Origin of the sequence: Rhodopseudomonas sp. BAL398 (assembly GCF_033001325.1) — a bacterium.
In the GTDB taxonomy this organism is placed as follows: Bacteria; Pseudomonadota; Alphaproteobacteria; order Rhizobiales; family Xanthobacteraceae; genus JARJEH01.
Genome location: NZ_CP133111.1, coordinates 241,019 through 260,153 on the forward strand (window position 1 = coordinate 241,019; position 19,135 = coordinate 260,153).

Annotated in this window: 12 protein-coding genes; 6 read left to right on the forward strand and 6 right to left on the reverse strand. The window is 64.1% G+C overall.

Annotated elements, in window-relative coordinates; all coding sequences use genetic code 11:
* The first annotated feature begins 155 nt into the window (after nucleotides 1-155).
* Together pimD and glpK are read left to right on the forward strand one after the other, a co-directional pair.
* The gene (pimD, locus tag RBJ75_RS01095; protein ID WP_044418709.1) at nucleotides 156-1,298 is read left to right on the forward strand and encodes a pimeloyl-CoA dehydrogenase small subunit; all 1,143 of its coding nucleotides are present in this window, start codon (nucleotides 156-158) and stop codon (nucleotides 1,296-1,298) included.
* A 164-nt stretch (nucleotides 1,299-1,462) separates the two neighbouring features.
* Nucleotides 1,463-2,965: a glycerol kinase GlpK gene (gene glpK, locus RBJ75_RS01100; RefSeq protein ID WP_276156351.1), complete on the forward strand. Its 1,503-nt coding sequence runs from the start codon at nucleotides 1,463-1,465 to the stop codon at nucleotides 2,963-2,965.
* A gap of 69 nt (nucleotides 2,966-3,034) precedes the next feature.
* Here glpK and RBJ75_RS01105 read toward each other — a convergent pair whose 3' ends face one another.
* The 4 genes from RBJ75_RS01105 to RBJ75_RS01120 all read right to left on the reverse strand — a co-directional run bounded on the left by RBJ75_RS01105 (nucleotide 3,035) and on the right by RBJ75_RS01120 (nucleotide 11,353).
* Nucleotides 3,035-3,322: a GIY-YIG nuclease family protein gene (locus tag RBJ75_RS01105; RefSeq protein ID WP_044419007.1), complete on the reverse strand. Its 288-nt coding sequence runs from the start codon at nucleotides 3,320-3,322 to the stop codon at nucleotides 3,035-3,037.
* Between the two features lie 675 nt (nucleotides 3,323-3,997).
* A complete protein-coding gene (gene metH / locus RBJ75_RS01110; RefSeq protein WP_044413171.1) occupies nucleotides 3,998-7,891 on the reverse strand; it encodes a methionine synthase in 3,894 nt (1,297 codons plus the stop codon).
* A 3-nt stretch (nucleotides 7,892-7,894) separates the two neighbouring features.
* Nucleotides 7,895-8,782 (reverse strand): methylenetetrahydrofolate reductase [NAD(P)H], encoded by an 888-nt coding sequence (gene metF / locus RBJ75_RS01115; RefSeq protein ID WP_044413174.1) that lies wholly within the window; start codon nucleotides 8,780-8,782, stop codon nucleotides 7,895-7,897.
* Nucleotides 8,783-9,292: 510 nt separating this feature from the next.
* On the reverse strand, nucleotides 9,293-11,353 hold the full coding sequence (locus RBJ75_RS01120; protein ID WP_234707437.1) for a c-type cytochrome: 2,061 nt from the start codon (nucleotides 11,351-11,353) through the stop codon (nucleotides 9,293-9,295).
* A gap of 203 nt (nucleotides 11,354-11,556) precedes the next feature.
* Between RBJ75_RS01120 and RBJ75_RS01125 the strand changes: the two genes are divergently transcribed.
* A complete protein-coding gene (locus RBJ75_RS01125; protein WP_044413177.1) occupies nucleotides 11,557-12,573 on the forward strand; it encodes an LLM class flavin-dependent oxidoreductase in 1,017 nt (338 codons plus the stop codon).
* Between the two features lie 149 nt (nucleotides 12,574-12,722).
* Here the strand turns inward: RBJ75_RS01125 and RBJ75_RS01130 are convergent, their stop codons facing one another.
* A complete protein-coding gene (locus tag RBJ75_RS01130; protein ID WP_044413216.1) occupies nucleotides 12,723-13,583 on the reverse strand; it encodes a prephenate dehydratase in 861 nt (286 codons plus the stop codon).
* Nucleotides 13,584-13,614: 31 nt separating this feature from the next.
* Complete coding sequence (locus RBJ75_RS01135) at nucleotides 13,615-14,355, reverse strand: 3-deoxy-manno-octulosonate cytidylyltransferase (protein ID WP_044413180.1); 741 nt, start codon at nucleotides 14,353-14,355, stop codon at nucleotides 13,615-13,617.
* 218 nt (nucleotides 14,356-14,573) lie between these two features.
* On the opposite strand from RBJ75_RS01135, the gene RBJ75_RS01140 reads away from it, so the two are divergent.
* The 3 genes from RBJ75_RS01140 to RBJ75_RS01150 all read left to right on the forward strand — a co-directional run bounded on the left by RBJ75_RS01140 (nucleotide 14,574) and on the right by RBJ75_RS01150 (nucleotide 19,134).
* Nucleotides 14,574-15,128 (forward strand): c-type cytochrome, encoded by a 555-nt coding sequence (locus RBJ75_RS01140; RefSeq protein ID WP_044413183.1) that lies wholly within the window; start codon nucleotides 14,574-14,576, stop codon nucleotides 15,126-15,128.
* Between the two features lie 242 nt (nucleotides 15,129-15,370).
* Complete coding sequence (locus tag RBJ75_RS01145; RefSeq protein WP_152647752.1) at nucleotides 15,371-17,266, forward strand: extracellular solute-binding protein; 1,896 nt, start codon at nucleotides 15,371-15,373, stop codon at nucleotides 17,264-17,266.
* A gap of 14 nt (nucleotides 17,267-17,280) precedes the next feature.
* Entirely contained in the window at nucleotides 17,281-19,134 is a 1,854-nt protein-coding gene (locus RBJ75_RS01150; protein ID WP_044413188.1) for an extracellular solute-binding protein, read from the forward strand.
* The last annotated feature ends 1 nt before the right edge of the window (nucleotide 19,135 follow it).

Sequence of the window (19,135 nt, forward strand, 5' to 3'; positions counted from 1 at the left end):
CCGCGCGTCGTCGCGCGGGGCATTGCGCCCGGCATCGTCGTCATTGCGAGCGAAGCGAAGCAATCCAGGATTGCAGGAAAAGAACTGGATTGCGTCGTCGCTTCGCTCCTCGCAATGACGCCCACATTTGAATTTGGTAGTCGAGGAAAGCACAAATGGATTTCGATTTGTCGGAGGAGCAGCGGCTTCTCAAGGATAGCGTCGACGGGCTGTTGAAGACGTCGTATGATTTCGATCAACGCAAGAAATACGCCGCCGAAAAGGGCGGCTGGAGCAAGAGCGTCTGGGGCAAGCTCGCCGAGCAAGGCCTGCTCGGCCTGCCATTCGCGGAAGACGATGGCGGATTCGGCGCCGGCGCGGTCGAGACCATGATCGTGATGGAGGCGCTCGGCAAGGCGCTGATGCTCGAGCCTTATCTCGCGACCGTAGTGCTGGGCGGCGGCTTTTTGCGCCGCGGCGGGTCGGCCGAGCAGAAGGCAAAATATCTGTCGGGCATCATCGACGGCAGCGCCACCATGGCGTTCGCGCAGCTCGAGAAGAATTCGCGCTATGACCTCGGCGACGTCTCCACCACCGCCAAGAAAAAGGGCGACGGCTGGGTGCTCGACGGCGAGAAATTCGTGGTGCTGAACGGCGAGGCCGCCGATATTCTGGTGGTGACCGCGCGCACCAAGGGCGGCCAGCGCGACCGCGACGGAATCGGCGTGTTCCTGGTGCCGGGCAATGCCAAGGGCATCTCCAAGAAAGGCTATCCGACCCAGGACGGCTTGCACGCCGCCGACATCACCTTCACCGGCGTCGAGATCGGCGCCGATGCGGCGATCGGCGATCCGGAGAACGCGTTGCCGCTGATCGAGCAGGTGGTCGATGACGCCCGCATGGCGCTGTGCGCCGAGGCGGTCGGCGCGATGGACGAATCGCTGAAATCGACCGTCGAATATATGAAGACCCGGACCCAGTTCGGCGTCCCGATCGGCACCTTCCAGGTGTTGCAGCATCGCGCCGCCGACATGTTCGTCGCGGTCGAGCAGGCCCGCAGCATGGCGATGTTCGCCACCATGGCGGTTGATTTCGACGATCCCAAGGAGCGCGCCAACGCCATCGCGGCGGCCAAGGTGCAGGTCGGCCAGTCGTTGAAATTCGTCGGCGAGCAGGCGATCCAGCTGCATGGCGGCGTCGGCATGACCATGGAGTACAAGATCGGCCACTACTTCAAGCGGCTGACCATGATCGAACGCACCTTCGGCGACAGCGACTATCTGCTGGCCAAGGTCAGCGAGGCCGGCGGGCTCGTCTAAGCCCGACGGAGCGTCATTGCGAAGGAGACGATGCAATCCGGGGTGCCAAGCAGGCAGCTTCCGGATTGCGTCGTCGGGGCATTGCCGCGCCGGCATGATTGACGCCGCCGTCGCGATCGGCTGATGTTGGTGAAAACCGACATCAATCGAACGGGAAGAAGCCCATGCCCTATGTGCTGGCCCTCGACCAGGGCACCACCTCGTCGCGCGCGATTCTATTCCGCGACGACACCTCGATCGCCGCCTTGGCGCAGCAGGAATTCCCGCAGCATTTTCCGGCCTCGGGCTGGGTCGAGCACGAGCCCGAGGACATCTGGCGCTCGACGCTGGCGACCGCCCGCGCGGCGATCGCCAAGGCCGGCGTCACCGCGGCCGAGATCGCCGCGATCGGCATCACCAATCAGCGCGAGACCGTGGTGGTGTGGGACCGCGTCACCGGCCATGCGATCCACCGCGCCATAGTCTGGCAGGATCGCCGCACCGCCGAGATCTGCGCCCGGCTGAAGGCCGAGGGCCATGAGAAGCTGATCACCGAGCGCACCGGGCTGATCATCGATCCGTATTTCTCCGCCACCAAGGTGGCGTGGATTCTCGACCACGTGCCGGAAGCCCGCGCCCGCGCCGAGCGCGGCGAATTGCTGTTCGGCACCGTCGACAGCTATCTGCTGTGGCGGCTGACCGGCGGCAGGGTGCATCTGACCGACGCCACCAACGCCTCCCGCACCCAGCTGTTCAACATCCATACCGGCGAATGGGACCGCGATCTGCTGAAGCTGTTGCGGGTGCCGCGCTCGATGCTGCCGCAAGTGACGGATTCGTCGCATCATTTCGGCGATTCCGAGCCGGAATTGTTCGGCGGCGCCATCGCGATCCGGGGCATCGCCGGCGACCAGCAGGCCGCCACCATCGGGCAGGCCTGCTTCTCGCCCGGCATGATCAAATCCACCTATGGCACCGGCTGCTTCGCGCTGCTCAACACCGGCACGACGGCGGTGGTCTCCAACAACAAGCTGCTCACCACCATCGCCTATCAGCTGAATGGCCAACGCACCTATGCGCTGGAAGGCTCGATCTTTGTCGCGGGCTCCGCGGTGCAATGGCTGCGCGACGGGCTCGGCCTGATCGCGCACGCCGCCGAGACCGGCCCGCTAGCCGATCAGTCCGATTCGGCGCAGAGCGTCTATCTGGTGCCGGCCTTTGTTGGTCTCGGCGCGCCTTATTGGAATCCGCGCGTTCGCGGCGCGCTGTTCGGTCTCACCCGCAACACCGGCCCGGCCGAGCTCGCCCATGCCGCGCTGGAAAGCGTGTGCTACCAGACCTACGATCTGTGGGCCGCGATGCGCGCCGACTGGCCCGACGCCGACGAGGCCAATACGGTGCTGCGCGTCGACGGCGGCATGGCCGCCTCGGACTGGACCATGCAGCGCCTCGCCGACCTGCTCGAAGCCCCGGTCGACCGCCCGATGATCGCCGAGACCACCGCTTTGGGCGCAGCCTATCTCGCCGGCCTGTCCGCCGGCATCTATCCCGAACCCGCCCGCTTCGCCGACAATTGGCGCCTGCAACACCGCTTCAAACCGGCCATGAGCGCAGCAACCAGGCAGCGCAAACTGGCCGGATGGGGCAGGGCCGTGAAGGGCCTGCTGGCGAGCGACGAGGGGGAGTGACTGTCATTGGTCGTTCCGGGGCGCGAGCAGCGCCAGCTGCGAGCGAACCCGGAATCCATACCCCCTGTGTCAGCGGGATATGCTGACGTAGAGATCGGTCCAATCCGGATTCTCCGCTTCAATCAAACGGATCTTCCACTCCCGCCGCCATTTTTTCAGCTCTTTCTCGCGCGTGATCGCCGTCACCGCGTCATCGTAGATTTCGAACCACACCAGCTTGTCGACGCCGTAGCGCGATGTGAAACCATCGACCGCCTCGGTGCGGTGCTCATACCCGCGTCGCACGATGTCATTGGTCACGCCGAGATACAGCGTGCCGTGTTTTCTGCTAGCCATCAGATAGACGTAATACGCCATCGCGAGCACTGGGAGTATGGATTCCGGGCTCGCTCGCAGCTGACGCTGCTCGCGCCCCGGAATGACAATGGTGGTTATCATAGCCGGGATCGAACGTGGCACAATTCGGTATCACGCCCTCGCGTTCCTCATGCATCGCGCCCGGCACACCGAAAAATTTCACGCTTGCTTATCCCCGCTCGCAAAACCTCGCTTATCATCCGCTCATCCCGCCCCGAATCCGACTTGTGTCCCGGGCGCGATGCGGCACGTAGTGCCGCTTCGCAGAACCGGGACCCCGCTTCTGCCGCTTAAGCTCAAGCGGGGCCCCGGCTCTGCGGCGCACCGCGCCGCTACGCGGCGCGCTTCGCTGGGTCCGGGGCACGGACGGCTATTGCGACAGCCTCACGAAGGTCGCCACCGTTCAGCGGATGGGGTGCCGGCTCAAGCCGGCAACGACGTCGTAAGCGCCATTTGGAAATCGAATCGGATTTCGCGCGATGCGCTCGCGAAATCCCTCCCCCTTGCGGGGAGGGTCGGCCGAGCGAAGACGATGCGTAGCGTCGTCGAAGCGGAGGCCGGGGTGGGGGTGCCGCGGGCACTGTGGATGGGGCTTACCCCCACCCGACCCGGCTTCGCTACGCTTGCCGGGCCACCCTCCCCGCAAGGGGGAGGGATAGAAAGTGCGTTCGCCGCTTACTTCGCTCCCACCGTCTTCCTGCGATACGCCAGATGCACCGCGCAGTTGCAGCCGGGGGGATGCGAGGTGAGGGTTTTTTCGACGTCGTTGGCGGGCGACGGCAGCGCCTCGGGGGCCAGCGGCGGCATGGTGTCGGCGACGGCGCGGTTCTGCGCCGAGCGGTCCTGCGTCGGGATGTAGTTCAGCACCGGCGCCAGCCATCGTTCGGCCTCGGTCACCGTCCAGCCCTTGCGCGCGGCGTAGTCCTCGACCTGATCGCGCTCGATCTTGCCGACGCCGAAATAATAGCTGTCCGGATGGCCGAAATACAGCCCCGACACCGAGGAGCCCGGCCACATCGCATAGCTTTCGGTGAGCCGCACGCCGGCGCTGGTCTCGGCGTCGAGCAGCGTGAACAGCGTCGCCTTCTCGGTATGGTCGGGCTGCGCCGGATAGCCGGGCGCCGGGCGGATGCCCTGATATTTCTCCAGGATCAATTGGTCGATCGGCAGCGCCTCGTCGGGCGCATAGCCCCAGAATTCGTGGCGCACCCGCTGATGCATCCGTTCGGCGAAGGCCTCGGCCAACCGATCCGCCAGCGCCTTGCACAGGATCGAGGAGTAATCGTCATTGGCGTTCTTGAACTTGTCGGCGATCACGTCCTCGCCGATTCCGGCGGTGACCACGAAGGCGCCGATATAATCCGGCGCGCCGCTGGCGACCGGCGCGATGAAATCGGCCAAAGCGGCGTTGGCGCGGCCCTCGCGCTTCTCCAGCTGCTGGCGCAGCGTGTGGAAGGTGGCGATCGGCGCGGCGCGCTGCTCGTCGGCATAGATCACGATGTCGTCGCCGACCGCATTGGCCGGCCAGAACCCGATCGTCGCATTCGCGGTGAACCAGTTCTCGTCGATGATCCGCGCCAGCATCTTGCGCGCATCCGCATAAAGCGACCGCGCGGCTTCGCCGACCTTGGCGTCGTCGAGAATCGCCGGATAGCGCCCGGCCAATTCCCAGGTCTGGAAGAACGGCGTCCAGTCGATGTAATCGGCGAGCTCGGCCAGCGAATAGCCGCCGAAGCTTCTGGTGCCGATGAAAGCGGGCTTCTTCGGCTGCGCCGCCGACCAGTCGATCTTCGTGGCATTGGCGCGGGCATCCGACAGCCGCAGCCGCTTCTTGTCGGCCTGGGCGCGGAAATGCGCCGCCGAAATCTTGGCGTAGTCGGCGCGGATCTCGGCCGCATAGGCCTCGCGCTTGTCCGCCGACAGCAGCGAGGAGGCGACGCCGACGGCGCGGCTGGCGTCGTTGACATGCACCACCGGCCCATTCGGATAGTTCGGGTCGATCTTGACCGCGGTGTGAACCCGGCTGGTGGTGGCGCCGCCGATCAACAGCGGCACGGTGAGGCCCTGGCGCTGCATTTCGGAGGCCAGAAAGCTCATCTCGTCGAGCGACGGCGTGATCAGGCCGCTGAGACCAATGATGTCGGCCTTCTCGGCCTTGGCGGTCTCGATGATCTTCGAAGCCGGCACCATGACGCCGAGGTCGATCACCTCGAAATTGTTGCACTGGAGCACGATGGCGACGATGTTCTTGCCGATGTCGTGGACGTCGCCCTTGACGGTGGCGATCACGATCTTGCCGGCGTTCTTGCGGCCGTCGCCCGCAATGCCGGCGGCCAAATTGTCGGCCTTCTCCTGCTCCATGAACGGCATCAGATAAGCCACCGCCTGCTTCATCACGCGGGCGGATTTCACCACCTGTGGCAGGAACATCTTGCCGTCGCCAAACAGGTCGCCGACGATGTTCATGCCGGCCATCAACGGGCCTTCGATGACGTGCAGCGGCCGCACCACGGTCAGCCTCGCCGCCTCGGTATCGGCCTCGATATATTCGGTGATGCCGTGCACCAAAGCGTGGGACAGCCGCTTTTCCACCGGCCAGTCGCGCCAGGCCAGATCCTGTTCTTTCACCTGCTTGCCCTGGCCGCGATATTTCTCGGCGAGCTCCAGCAGCCGCTCGGACGCGCCGGGATCGCGGTTGAGGATGACGTCCTCGCAGGTCTGGCGCAGCTCGGGGTCGATGTCGTCATAGACGATCATCTGCCCGGCATTGACGATGCCCATATCCATGCCGGCCTTGATGGCATGATACAGGAAAACCGAATGCATCGCCTCGCGCACCGGCTCATTGCCGCGGAACGAGAACGACAGGTTGGAGACGCCGCCGGAAATATGCGCGTGCGGCAGGTTTTTGCGGATCCAGCGGGTGGCTTCGATGAAATCGACGCCGTAATTATTGTGCTCCTCGAGCCCGGTGGCGATCGCGAACACATTGGGATCGAAGATGATGTCTTCCGGCGGGAAGTTGAGCTGCCCGACCAGGATGTCGTAGGCCCGCTTACAGATCTCGGTCTTGCGCGCGAAGGTGTCGGCCTGGCCCTGCTCGTCGAACGCCATCACCACCACGGCGGCGCCGTGACGCCGCGCGATCTTTGCTTCGTGAATGAACTTGGCTTCGCCTTCCTTCATCGAGATCGAATTGACCACCGGCTTGCCCTGGAGGCATTTCAGCCCGGCCTCGATCACGGCGAATTTCGAACTATCCACCATCACCGGCACGCGGGCGATGTCGGGCTCGGCGGCGACCAGATTGAGGAAGGTCACCATCGCGGCTTCGGAATCGAGCAGGCCCTCATCCATATTGACGTCGATGATCTGGGCGCCGTTCTCGACCTGGTCGCGCGCCACCTTCAGCGCGGCGTTGTAGTCGCCGGCGGTGATCAGCTTGCGGAATCTGGCCGAGCCGGTGACGTTGGTGCGCTCGCCGATATTGACGAAGGGAATGTCCTTGGTCAGGTCGAACGATTCCAGCCCGCTCAAGCGCAGCCGCGGCTCGATGGTCGGCACGATGCGCGGCTGGTGCGGCGCCGCGGCGGCGGCGATCGCCGCGATATGATCCGGCGTGGTGCCGCAGCAGCCGCCGACGATGTTGACCAGCCCGTCGCGGGCGAATTCGCCGACCAGCCGCGCCATGTATTCCGGGCTCTCGTCATATTCGCCGAATTCATTGGGCAGGCCGGCATTCGGATAGGCGCAGACCAGCGTATCGGCGACGCGACCGATATCGGCGATATGGCCGCGCATGTCCTCGGCGCCGAGTGCGCAGTTGAAGCCGATCGTGGCGGGGCGGGCGTGGCGCACCGAATTCCAGAACGCTTCCGGCAATTGGCCCGACAGCAGCCGGCCGGATTTGTCGGTGATGGTGCCGGAGATCATCACGGGCATGTCGATGCCGCGTTCCTCGGTGATTTCCGCGATGGCGTAGAGCGCCGCCTTGGCGTTGAGCGTATCGAAGATGGTTTCGACCAGCAGCAGATCGGCGCCGCCGTCGAGCAAGCCGTTGATCTGCTCGCCATAGGCGGTGCGCAGATCGTCGAAGGTCACCGCGCGATAGCCTGGATTGGCGACGTCGGGCGAGATCGAGGCGGTGCGGTTGGTGGGGCCGATGGCGCCGGCGACGAAGCGCTTCTTGCCGTCCTCGGCCTCGACGCGCTTGGCGGCGTTGCGGGCCAGCCGCGCGCCCTCGCGGCTCATCTCATAGGCAATCGACGACAGGTCGTAATCGGCCTGCGCGATCGAGGTCGACGAGAAGGTGTTGGTGGCGACGATGTCAGCGCCGGCGCGCAGATATTGCGCGTGGATGTCCTCGATCGCCTGCGGCTGGGTCAGGATCAACAGATCATTATTGCCGCGCAGGTCGCGATGGAAGTCCTTGTAGCGCTCGCCGCGAAACGCCGCCTCGTCGAATTGCAGCTGCTGGATCATGGTGCCCATCGCGCCGTCGAGCACGAGAATGCGTTCGGCGGCGAGCGCGAGCAAAGCGGAGCGTTGGGGGGAGGTCGGCACGGTCATGGGTCAGGCTGCTTTCCGGGCGCCGTTCGGGCGAAGCCCGAGCAAATGGCAAATGGCGAACACCAGGTCCGCGCGGTTCATGGTGTAAAAATGAAAGGTGTCGACGCCGTGCTTGGCCAGCTTCTGCACCTGGCCGGCGGCGACCGCCGCGGCGACCAGCTTCCTGGTCTCGGCGTCGTCATCGAGACCCTCGAACTTGTCTGCCAGCCAGTCCGGGACCGTGGTGCCGGCGCGGGTGACGAAGTTGCGGGCCTGCTTGAAATTATGCATCGGCATGATGCCGGGCAGGATCGGGATGTCGATGCCGCGGGCGCGCACGCGGTCGAGATAGCGGAAGTACAGATCGTTGTCGAAAAACACCTGGGTGATGGCGCGGGTCGCGCCGGCATCGATCTTGGCCTTGAGCACGTCGATATCGGCGTCGAAAGTGGCGCTCTCCGGATGTTTCTCCGGATAGGCCGACACCGTGACGTCGATGTCAGGAAACCGCTTCTTGATGCTGGCAACCAGATCGGCCGAGGTCTTGTAACCGTGCGGATGCGGCACATAGGCCGAACCGATGCCGTTTTCGGGGTCGCCGCGCAGCGCCACGATGTGGCGCACGCCGACCTCGTGGTAGCGCGCCACGACGTCGTCGATATCGGATTTGGCGGCGCCGACGCAGGTCAGATGCGCCGCCGGAATCAGCGCGGTCTCTTTCAGGATGCGGGCGATGGTGGCGTGGGTACGCTCGCGGGTCGAGCCGCCGGCCCCATAGGTCACCGATACGAAAGTCGGCGCCAGCGGCGCCAGCCGGCTGATCGACTCCCACAGCGCGCGATCCATCTCTTCGGTCTTCGGCGGAAAGAATTCGAAGGAGATCGCCGGCAGTTGTTGCGGTCGTTCGCTCATGTCGTTCAGGCCCTTGGCTGTCGAACGTGGCTGTCCGAAATGGTCACGTATTGAAAATTGCCGCGCCCAAGCGCGATGGGTTAGCCGCAGTCTGGTTAAAGTAGGCCGAACCGGCCGGATCGGCTAGCCCACGGAAGCCGCATTTGACGTGGGAAATTGCCCAATCGTATCAAAAATGTCGATTAAATTCGAAATAGAAATTCGAAAGTGGGCAGAATGTGCCCGCAGCGTGGGCGAATAAAACGCCGGTCTTTCAGGGAAAACACTCTCAATATAACGCCGTCGGCGCTGCAGTCTGGCTTTTGGACCGGCTGGTCGAGTGGGCTATGGTCGGGCGTCGCGCGATTCAGATTTTGGCCCAACGGCGCCGCTGCCATGTCCTTGTTGCGGTGCGAGGCCGATCGACCCGCAATGCAGGACGATCGGCATCTGATGGTCGCTTGGAATCGTCACGCCGCGACCGATCAGGATCGGCCGCGGCGTCCGTGCGGTTTCGCGCGATGGCGCGGATCAGTACCTCGCATCCGACGGTTTCTTGCCTTTGGGCCAGTCGTTGACCTTGCCGGGGAAATCCGGCCGCGGTTGGTGGGTGAAATATTCCGCGACGTCGACGGCTTCCTGATCCGACAGCCCACCTTGTCCGAGCGGAAACTTCTCGTGGAAGCCGACCGGCATGTTGCGCTTGACGAAGGCCGCCGCCGTATAGGTGCGAGCCATGCCGGCGCCGATATTGAAAGACTCGGCGCCCCACAGCGGCGGATAGATGACGCGGCCGTCGGCATTTTTCAGGCCTTCGCCGTCCTTGCCGTGACACACCGCGCATTGCGTGGCGTAAACCACCTTGCCATTGTCCACATTGGGCTTGATGGCGCGGTCGATCTTGCCGACGCCGCGACCGGCGACTTTGTCCTCAGGCTTGGTTTCCCGCTTCATCCAGTCGAAATAGGCGACCATCGCCTTCATGTCGTCGGAGTCGTTGGCCAGCGGTTTGCCATTCATCGAGCGCTGGAAGCAGCCATTGATGCGGTCTTCCAATGTGATGATCCGGCCGCCGCGCGGCTGATAGCTCGGGAAGAAGGCCGAGACGCCGACAAAGGGCGAGCCGTCGGCGACGGTGCCGACATTGAGATGGCAGCTGGTGCAGTTCAGCACGTCGCCGACATGGTCCGGCAGCAGCGCCTTGGTCTCCAGATGCAGCCGCATGCCGCGCACGACCTGGGCGGGATTTGTCGCGGTCAGCATGTCGGCCAGACGCGGCGTGTCGAAGGTCGAGGAATCCGTGACCTTGGGATCGAGCTCGGCCCGCATCTTCTTGACGTCGGTCGCGGTCACCGGCTTGGCGTGATTGCCCCAATTGTCGCGCACGAAGCTCACGATCTCGGCGAGCTCCTGATCGGACAGCCGGCTGAATCCCGGCATGGTGTAGACCCGCGGATGGGTGGCGGTCTCGGCGGTCTTCCAGCCGGTCAGGGTCAGATGCAGCAGCGTCGCCGGGTTGGCGTCGGTGACCGAGAGATTGCCGGACAGCGGCGGGAAGATTCCCTTCACGCCGGCGCCATCCTGGCGGTGGCAGTCGACGCAGAACTGCACATAGCCCAACCCGCCGCGGGTGGTGAACAGGCCGGCAGGCGGCGTCGTGCTGGCAACGCGCAGCGGCGCGGCCGGTGCGGTCAGATCGCCGTCGCCCGCCGGCAGCGATTTCAGATAGGTGGCGATCGCGGTCAGATCGGCGTCGGTGAAGTGCTGGGTACTGTTATGGATGACGTCGGTCATGCCGCCGGACACCGTGGCGAAATCATTCTGTCCGGTCTTGAGCAGCATCTTGGTCTGCTCGACGGTCCAAAGGTCGCGCAGGCTGAGCGCGCGCCATGATTCCACGGTCTCGCCGGCGAGAAAGACTTTGCCGTCGGCGCCCTTGTCGCTCATCGCCTTCTCCTGGAAAGCGATGCCGCGCGGCGTATGGCAGGCGCCGCAATGGCCGAGCCCCTGCACCAGATAGGCGCCGCGATTCCACACCGCGTCGTGGTTGGCGTCGGGCTGGAACGGCTTGCTGTCCAGAAACACCAAATTCCACAGAGACAGGCCCCAGCGCATGCTGAACGGCCAGTTCATCGCGGCCGGCTTGTTGGCCTGGTCGATCGGCGCCAGGTCGCGCGACAGATAGGCGAACAAAGCCCGCATGTCGGCGTCGCTGGTCTTGGCATAAGACGGGTAGGGCATCGCCGGATAAAGGTTGTGGCCGTCCGCTGCCACGCCATGGCGCACCGCGCGATCGAATTGCTCGAACGAATAGCTGCCGATCCCGTTTTTCGGATCCGGGGTGATGTTGGTCGAGTACAGCTTGCCAAAGGGTGTTGCGAGTTCGCGTCCGCCCGCCATCGCCGCGCCGCCGGGCGCGGTGTGACAGGCGACGCAATCGCCCAGCCGCGCCACATATTCACCGCGCTTAATCAGCGCGGCGTCATCATCCGTAATGGCCGCGATCTGGATTGGCGGCTTGGCGGCTTCGACCGCATGGGATGGGGCGCCGTATAGCAGCGAGGCGGCCAGAGCGGCCGATCGCAGCAGCATTGACTGAGCGGTTCGCATGGGAGGGGTTCTCGACTGAGGACGATGATGAGGTCGCTGCGCCTGACAGCGTCATTTCGTTTAAGCGGCAAGTGCAACGCGGACGTGATCTGTATCAACATGTCGTGAGACAATTGTGGGCAGTGTTAGCGTTTCATCTGGGGGCGGATGCTTGACCCGCCGCAGCGTCGGGCTAAGCTGACCGGATGATACCTCTTTCCATACTCGATCTGTCGGTCGTCACCACCGGCACCCCGCCCGCTGCCGCCTTGCGCAACAGCATCGATCTGGCGCAACACGCCGACGGTCTCGGTTATGTCCGCTATTGGCTGGCCGAGCACCACAATCTGTCTTCGGTGGCGAGCCCGGCACCCGACATCATGATCGGGCAGATTGCGGCGGTGACCAAGCATATCAGGGTCGGATCGGGCGGCGTGATGCTGCCGAACCATGCGCCGCTGATGGTCGCCGAACGGTTCAAGATGTTGGAGGCGCTGTTTCCGGGGCGGATCGATCTCGGCATCGGCCGCGCGCCGGGCACCGATCAGGCCACCGCGCATGCGCTGCGGCGCCGGCTCGAGATTCGCGAAGGTGATGATTTTCTCGAGCGGCTGCAGGAGCTGATGCTGTGGGAGACCCGCGGTTTTCCGGCTGGCCACCCCTATAACAATGTCATCGCGATGCCGGACGATGTGCCGCTGCCGCCGATCTGGCTGCTCGGTTCCAGCGATTACTCCTCCGAACTATCGGCCCAGGTCGGGATGGGCTTTGCGTTCGCCCATCACTTTGCGTCCTTTGATGCGACCGATGCGCTGGTGCACTACCGCGCGCATTTCAAGCCGTCGCGCTGGCGCAGTGCGCCGCACGGCATTCTGGCGGTGGCGGCGGTTGTTGCCGAGACCGACGAGGAGGCCGAGCGGCTCGCCAGCTCGATGGATCTCAACCGGCTGCGCCGCGACCGCGGCGAATATTCGCCGCTGCCCAGCGTCGAGGAGGCGCTGGCCTATGATTATTCGGACCGCGAGCGCGCCTCGATCGCGCGCAATCGCTCCAAACTGTTCGTCGGCAGCCCGGCGACGGTGCTGCAAATGCTGCAGCCGATGATCACTGCAAGCCAGGCCGACGAGCTGATGGTGATCACCGCGGTGTATGATCACGAGGCGCGCAAGCGCTCCTACAGCCTGCTGGCGGACGCGTTCCAGCTGCAACGGGCGGCGGCGTAACGCGGTGCTGCGGCGTCATTGCGAGCCGAGGACGGCGCGCAGCGCCGGCCGAAAGCGAAGCAATCCAGGGGCTACGAGAGAGGACTGGATTGCTTCGTCGCAACGGCTCCTCGCAATGACGAAGTCAAGCTCGTGCGCTTGTTGAATATTCAGTCCGACGTTTCGCTGAAGGTCGCGCGGAACGGGTGGCCCGGATAGACGCCGACGATGCGGAATTCGCGCGAAAAGAATTTCAGCTCGTCGAGCGCGAAGGCGAGGTTGCGGTCCTCGGGATGGCCGTCGACGTCGGCGTAGAATTGCGTGGCGAAGAAACTGCCGTCGACCATGTAGCTTTCCAGCTTGGTCATGTTGACGCCGTTGGTGGCGAAGCCGCCCAACGCCTTGTACAGCGCCGCCGGCAGGTTGCGCACCCGGAAAACAAAAGTGGTGACCAGTGGGCCGGAGCCCGGCGCGGCCCAGCGCGGCTCGCGCGCCAGCACCACGAAGCGGGTGGTGTTGTGGGTCTCGTCCTCGACGTCCTCGGCGAGAATATCGAGACCGTAGATCTTGGCGGCCAGCCGCGAGGCGATCGAGGCGCAGCTCTTGTCGCCGCGTTCGGCGACGATGCGGGCCGAGCCCGCGGTGTCGCCGGAGACGATCGGCCGGATCCCGAATTTGCGGATGATTCGCCGACACTGCCCCAGAGCGTGGACATGGCTTTCCACAGTCTTGATGTCAGCGAGGGTGGCGCCGGGCGGTGCCATCAGCTGGTGACGAATCGGCAAGAACCACTCGCCGACGATGAACAGGCCGGATTGCGGCAGCAGATGATGGATGTCGGCGACGCGTCCGGCGACCGAGTTTTCGATCGGGATCATCCCGAGATCGGCTTCGCCGGAGGCGATCGCCGCCAGCGCGTCCTCGAAGGTGGCGCAGGGCATCGCCTCGGCATCGGGGTAGGCGTCGCCGATGGCGATATGGGAGTTTGCGCCCGGTTCGCCCTGGAATGCGATTTTCATGGTCTTGGTCATGGTGTTGATCATGGCGCCTTGTATCAACCGCTCAGCTTTTCGCCAGTATGCGGCGTGCGGTTTCCAGATCGGCCTGGGTATCGACACCGCGCGGCACGGTGTCGACGATGCCGACGTCGATCCGCATTCCGGCCTCGAGCGCGCGCAATTGCTCGAGCTTCTCGCGCTGCTCCAGTGTCGAAGGGGGCAGCGCGACGAATCGCTCCAGCGCGGCGCGGCGATAGGCGTAGAGCCCGATGTGATGATAACGCGGCCCTTCGCCCCAGGGCGCGGTGGCACGGGTGAAATACAGCGCCCGCAACCGTTGCGGCGATAAAGGCGAGCCGATCACCTTGACCACGTTGGGATTGGTGCTCTCTTCCTCGGTGTGGATTTGCGCCGCCAGCGTCGCGATGTCGACTGCGGGATCGGCCAGCGGGGCCAGCACGGCACCGATATTGTCCGGCCGGATGGTGGGAAAATCGCCTTGCAGATTGATCACCGTCTGGATCGTCCGGTCGGGGTCGAGGGTCTGCAATGCCTCGTAAATACGGTCCGAACCCGATGGGTGATCGGCCCGCGTCATCACCGCTTCGCCGCCATGCGCGCGCACAATGTCGGCGATCTGCGGCGTGTCGGTGGCCACCGCGACCCGGCCGATCGCTGCCGCCTCCGCCTTCCGCAGCACATGCACGATCATCGGCAGGCCAGCGATGTCCAGCAGCGGCTTGCCCGGTAATCGGGTGGCGGCCATTCGGGCGGGAATCAACACAAGGGTATGGGTCTCAGTCATCGTACAGGATTTGGACCCGATGTTTGTAAGGCAAAGCTGACAGACGAATCCCGAAAGGGCCGCTATCAAGCCGCTTAAGGCGTGGAAACTTGCCGCATTTATACGGGTTGCATCACTAGCAGCAAACCGTTATCTGGTCCCACCTAAAGTCTAGTTGCGATTGCCTCCCAGACCCAAACTGAAGCCAGATCAGCTGGCCTATCGGAGCCTGACCGAAAATGGACTCCTTCGAACTCAATAAAGTGCTCGGCGCCATTCTGGGCACATGCCTGGTGTTGCTGGTGACGAATTTTACAGCGCAAGCCATCTTCGCACCGAGCAAGATCGACAAGCCGGGCTACGATATTGCCGTGAAGGAAGAGGCTCCCGCCGCCGACAAGGAGGCCGCAGCGCCCGTCGCCGCCGTGCCGATCGAGAAATTGCTGCAAACCGCGTCGGTCGAAAAGGGCCAGGCTGCGGCGAAGAAATGCCAGGCTTGCCACACCCTCGAGAAAGGCGGCCCCAACCGTGTCGGTCCGAACCTCTACGGCATCGTCGGCGAACCGCGCGGCGAGGGCCGCAACGGCTTCAACTTCTCCGCGGCGATGAAGGCCAAGGGCGGCAACTGGACCTTCGACGAACTCAACAAGTTCCTGACCAATCCGAAGGCCTACATCCCGGGCACCGCGATGGGCTTCGCCGGAATCAAGAAGGACAGCGAGCGCGCCGACGTGATCGACTATCTGCGCACCCTGTCGGACAATCCGATGCCGATACCGACGGCCGCGAAGTAGCGGTCGGTTCCGCTTCCACCTTTCATGAGTCGCGCGGCCAGGACCTCCTTGCGGGTGTCCTGGCCGTTTTCGTTGCGCAGCCCGGGGTGGGGAAACGGGACGTTTCGCCGCAAGAGTTGATTCGGATGGGGTGATATCCTACGGAATATCCGGCATAATCGGTCGAATCCTCGCCTCATATGGCGGCTCTAATGCACTTGCATTCAGGTCCAACATTCAGGTCCGAACAGGAATTGAGCACCTTGGCATTCACCCGACGTCTTCTTCTGCAAAGCGGGGCTTTGGCCGCTGTTGGCCCGGCCCTCGGCTTGGGCTCCGGCCTCTCGATGCTGGCAGCGACGCCCGCGCGGTCGGCGGCCGGCGAGCCGGCCTGGCGGCATGGTCTGTCGCTGTTTGGCGATCTTAAATATCCCGTCGACTTCAAACGCTTCGATTACGTCAATCCGGCTGCGCCGAAGGGCGGCACCGCCAGGCAGATCTCGATCGGCACCTTCGACAATTTCAATCTCGCGGTGGCCGGTGTGAAGGGCAATATCGCGCCGGCGGTCGGGCTGATCTACGAAACCCTGATGACCCAGTCGCAGGACGAGGTCGCCACCGAATATGGCTTGCTGGCGGATGCCGCGTCGCATCCCGACGACTTTGCGTGGGTCAAGTACCGGCTGCGCGCCGACGCGCGCTGGCACGATGGCCAGCCGGTGACGCCGGAGGATGTGATCTTCTCGCTCGATGTGCTGAAGAAATACAGCCCGCGCTACGCCTCGTATTATCGCCACGTCGTCAAGACCGAGAAGACTGGCGCGCACGAGATCACCTTCAGCTTCGACTCGCCCGGTAACCGCGAATTGCCGACTATTGTCGGCGAACTCGTCGTGCTGCCGAAACATTGGTGGGAAGGCAGCGACGAGCAGGGCCGCAAGCGCGACATTTCCGCGACCACGCTGGAAAAGCCGCTCGGCTCCGGCCCCTATCGGATCAAGGAATTCGTTGCCGGCCGCTCGGTGACGCTGGAGCGGGTGCCGGATTATTGGGGCGCCGCGGCGCCGACCCGGATCGGCCAGAATAATTTCGATGAATTGCGCTTCGAATTCTTTCGCGACAACACCGTGGCGCTGGAAGCGTTCAAGGCCGATCAGGCCGACTGGATCGTCGAGAATTCGGCCAAGCAATGGGCGACCGCCTACGCGTTTCCCGCGGTGGCCGAGAAGCGGGTGATCAAGGAAGAATTCCCGATTAACGATTCCGGGCGGATGCAGGGCTTCGTGCTCAATCTGCGTCGCGACATGTTCAAGGATGCGCGAATCCGCCACGCCTTCAACTATGCGTTCGATTTCGAGGAAATGAACAAGCAGCTGTTCTACGGCCAGTACAAGCGGATCAACAGCTACTTCGAAGGCACCGAATTGGCCTCGTCGGGGATTCCCGCGGGCGAGGAACTGGCTATCCTGGACACCGTGCGCGACAAAGTGCCGGCCGAATTGTTCACCACGCCCTATAGCAATCCGGTCGGGGGCAACCGGCAGGCCGTGCGCGACAATCTGCGCGAGGCGATGAAGCTGGTGAAGGAGGCCGGGTTCGATATCCGCAACCAGTTGCTGGTCGATCCCGCCGGCACGCCGGTCAAGGTCGAGATCCTGGTGCAGGATCCGGCGACGGAGCGGATCGCGCTGTTCTACAAGCCCTCGCTGGAGCGGATCGGCGTCACGGTCTCGATCCGGATGGTCGACGACGCGCAATATCAGAACCGAATTCGCGCGTTCGATTTCGACATCATCACCGACCTGTGGGGGCAATCGCTGTCGCCCGGCAATGAGCAGCGCGACTATTGGGGATCGCAGGCCGCCGACCAGCCGGGCTCGCGCAACACCATCGGCATCAAGAATCCGGCGGTCGACGCGCTGATCGAAAAGGTGATCTTCGCCAAGAGCCGTAGCGAGCTGGTCGCGGCCACCAGGGCGCTCGATCGCGTGCTGCTGTGGAACTACTATGTGGTGCCGCAATTCACCTACGGCTTTGCCCGTTACGCGCGATGGGACCGCTTCAGCCACGCCGAGCTGCCGAAATATGCCCGCTCCGGGTTGCCGTCGCTGTGGTGGTACGATGCCGAGAAGGCCGCCAAGATCGGCAAACGCTCTTGACGAATGGTCCGCGCATGGCGCCGCTCAACCGCCGCAACGTGCTCGGCCTCGGCATCGGCGCGCTGGCGGCGACGCGGCTGGCGCCTGCGGCGGCCGCTGACGGCGAAACCCAGGCCCACGGCATCTCGGCCTTTGGCGACCTGAAATATCCAGCGGATTTTGCGCATTTCGACTACGTCAATGTCGATGCCCCGAAGGGTGGGCTGTTTTCGACGATTCCATCGACGCGAGCTTTCAACCAGTCGTTCCAGACCTTCAATTCGCTCAATGCCTTCATCCTGAAGGGCGACGGCGCCCAGGGCATGGGCCTGACCTTCGCGCCGCTGATGGTGCGCGCCGGCGACGAACCCGATGCGATGTATGGGCTGGTGGCGAAATCGGTGGCGATCTCCGCCGATGGCCTGAGCTATCGGTTCACGCTGCGTCCGCAAGCGCGGTTTCACGACGGCAGCAAATTGACCGCGCACGATGCCGCGTTCTCCCTGACCGCGCTGAAGACCAAGGGCCATCCGGGGATCACCCAGCAGATGCGCGACATGGTGACGGCGGAGGCCACCGACGACGCCACGCTGGTCGTCACCTTCGCGGCCAAGCGCGGCCGCGACGTGCCGCTGTTCGTGGCCGGCCTGCCGATCTTCTCAAAAGCCTACTACGCCAAGCAGCCGTTCGATCAATCGACGCTCGAGATTCCGCTCGGCAGCGGGCCCTACAAGGTCGGCAGGTTCGAATCGGGGCGCTACATCGAGTTCAATCGCGTGGCGGATTGGTGGGGCGCCGATCTGCCGGTCAGTCGCGGCAGCAATAATTTCGACATCGTGCGGTTCGATTTCTATCGCGACCGCGACGTCGCCTTCGAGGGCTTCACCGGCCGCAGCTATCTGTATCGCGAGGAATTCACCTCGCGGATCTGGGCCACCCGCTACGATTTCCCCGCGGTGCAGGACGGCCGCGTCAAGCGCGAGAGTCTCCCCGACGAGACCCCCTCCGGCGCGCAGGGCTGGTTCATCAATACGCGGCGCGACAAGTTCAAGGATCCGCGGGTGCGCGAGGCGCTGGGCTGCGCGTTCGACTTCGAATGGACCAATAAGACCATCATGTACGGCGCCTATGCGCGCACGGTGTCGCCATTCCAGAATTCCGACATGATGGCGGTCGGCCCGCCATCGCCCGACGAACTGGCGCTGCTCGAGCCGTTTCGCGGCAAGGTGCCCGACGAAGTGTTCGGCGCGCCATTCCTGCCGCCGGTCTCGGATGGCTCCGGCCAGGACCGCAGATTGTTGCGCAAGGCGGTGCATCTGCTGCAGCAGGCCGGCTGTGAATTCAAGGACGGCAAGCGGCGGACGCCGCAGGGCGAGCCGTTCCGGATCGAATTCCTGCTCGATGAGCCGGCGTTCGAGCCGCACCACATGCCCTTTATCAAGAATCTCGGCACGCTCGGCATCGACGCCACGCTGCGGCTGGTCGATCCGGTGCAGAACCGGGCGCGGCGCGACGATTTCGATTTCGACATCACCATCGAACGCTTCGGCTTCTCGACCGTGCCGGGCGATTCACTGCGCTCGTTCTTCTCGTCGCGCGCTGCTGCGATCAAGGGCTCCAACAATCTGGCCGGAATTGCCGACCCGGCGATCGACGCGATGATGGATCGGGTGATTGCTGCCGACACCCGTGCCGAACTGGTCGTCGCGGCCCGCGCGCTCGACCGCCTGATCCGAGCCGGCCGCTATTGGGTGCCGCAATGGTACTCCGGCTCGCACCGGCTGGCCTATTGGGACGTGTTCGGCCATCCGCCAAAACTGCCAAAATACCTCGACGTCGGCGTGCCCGATCTGTGGTGGTCGGCAGCCAAGCCACAAGAGGCGAAATAGC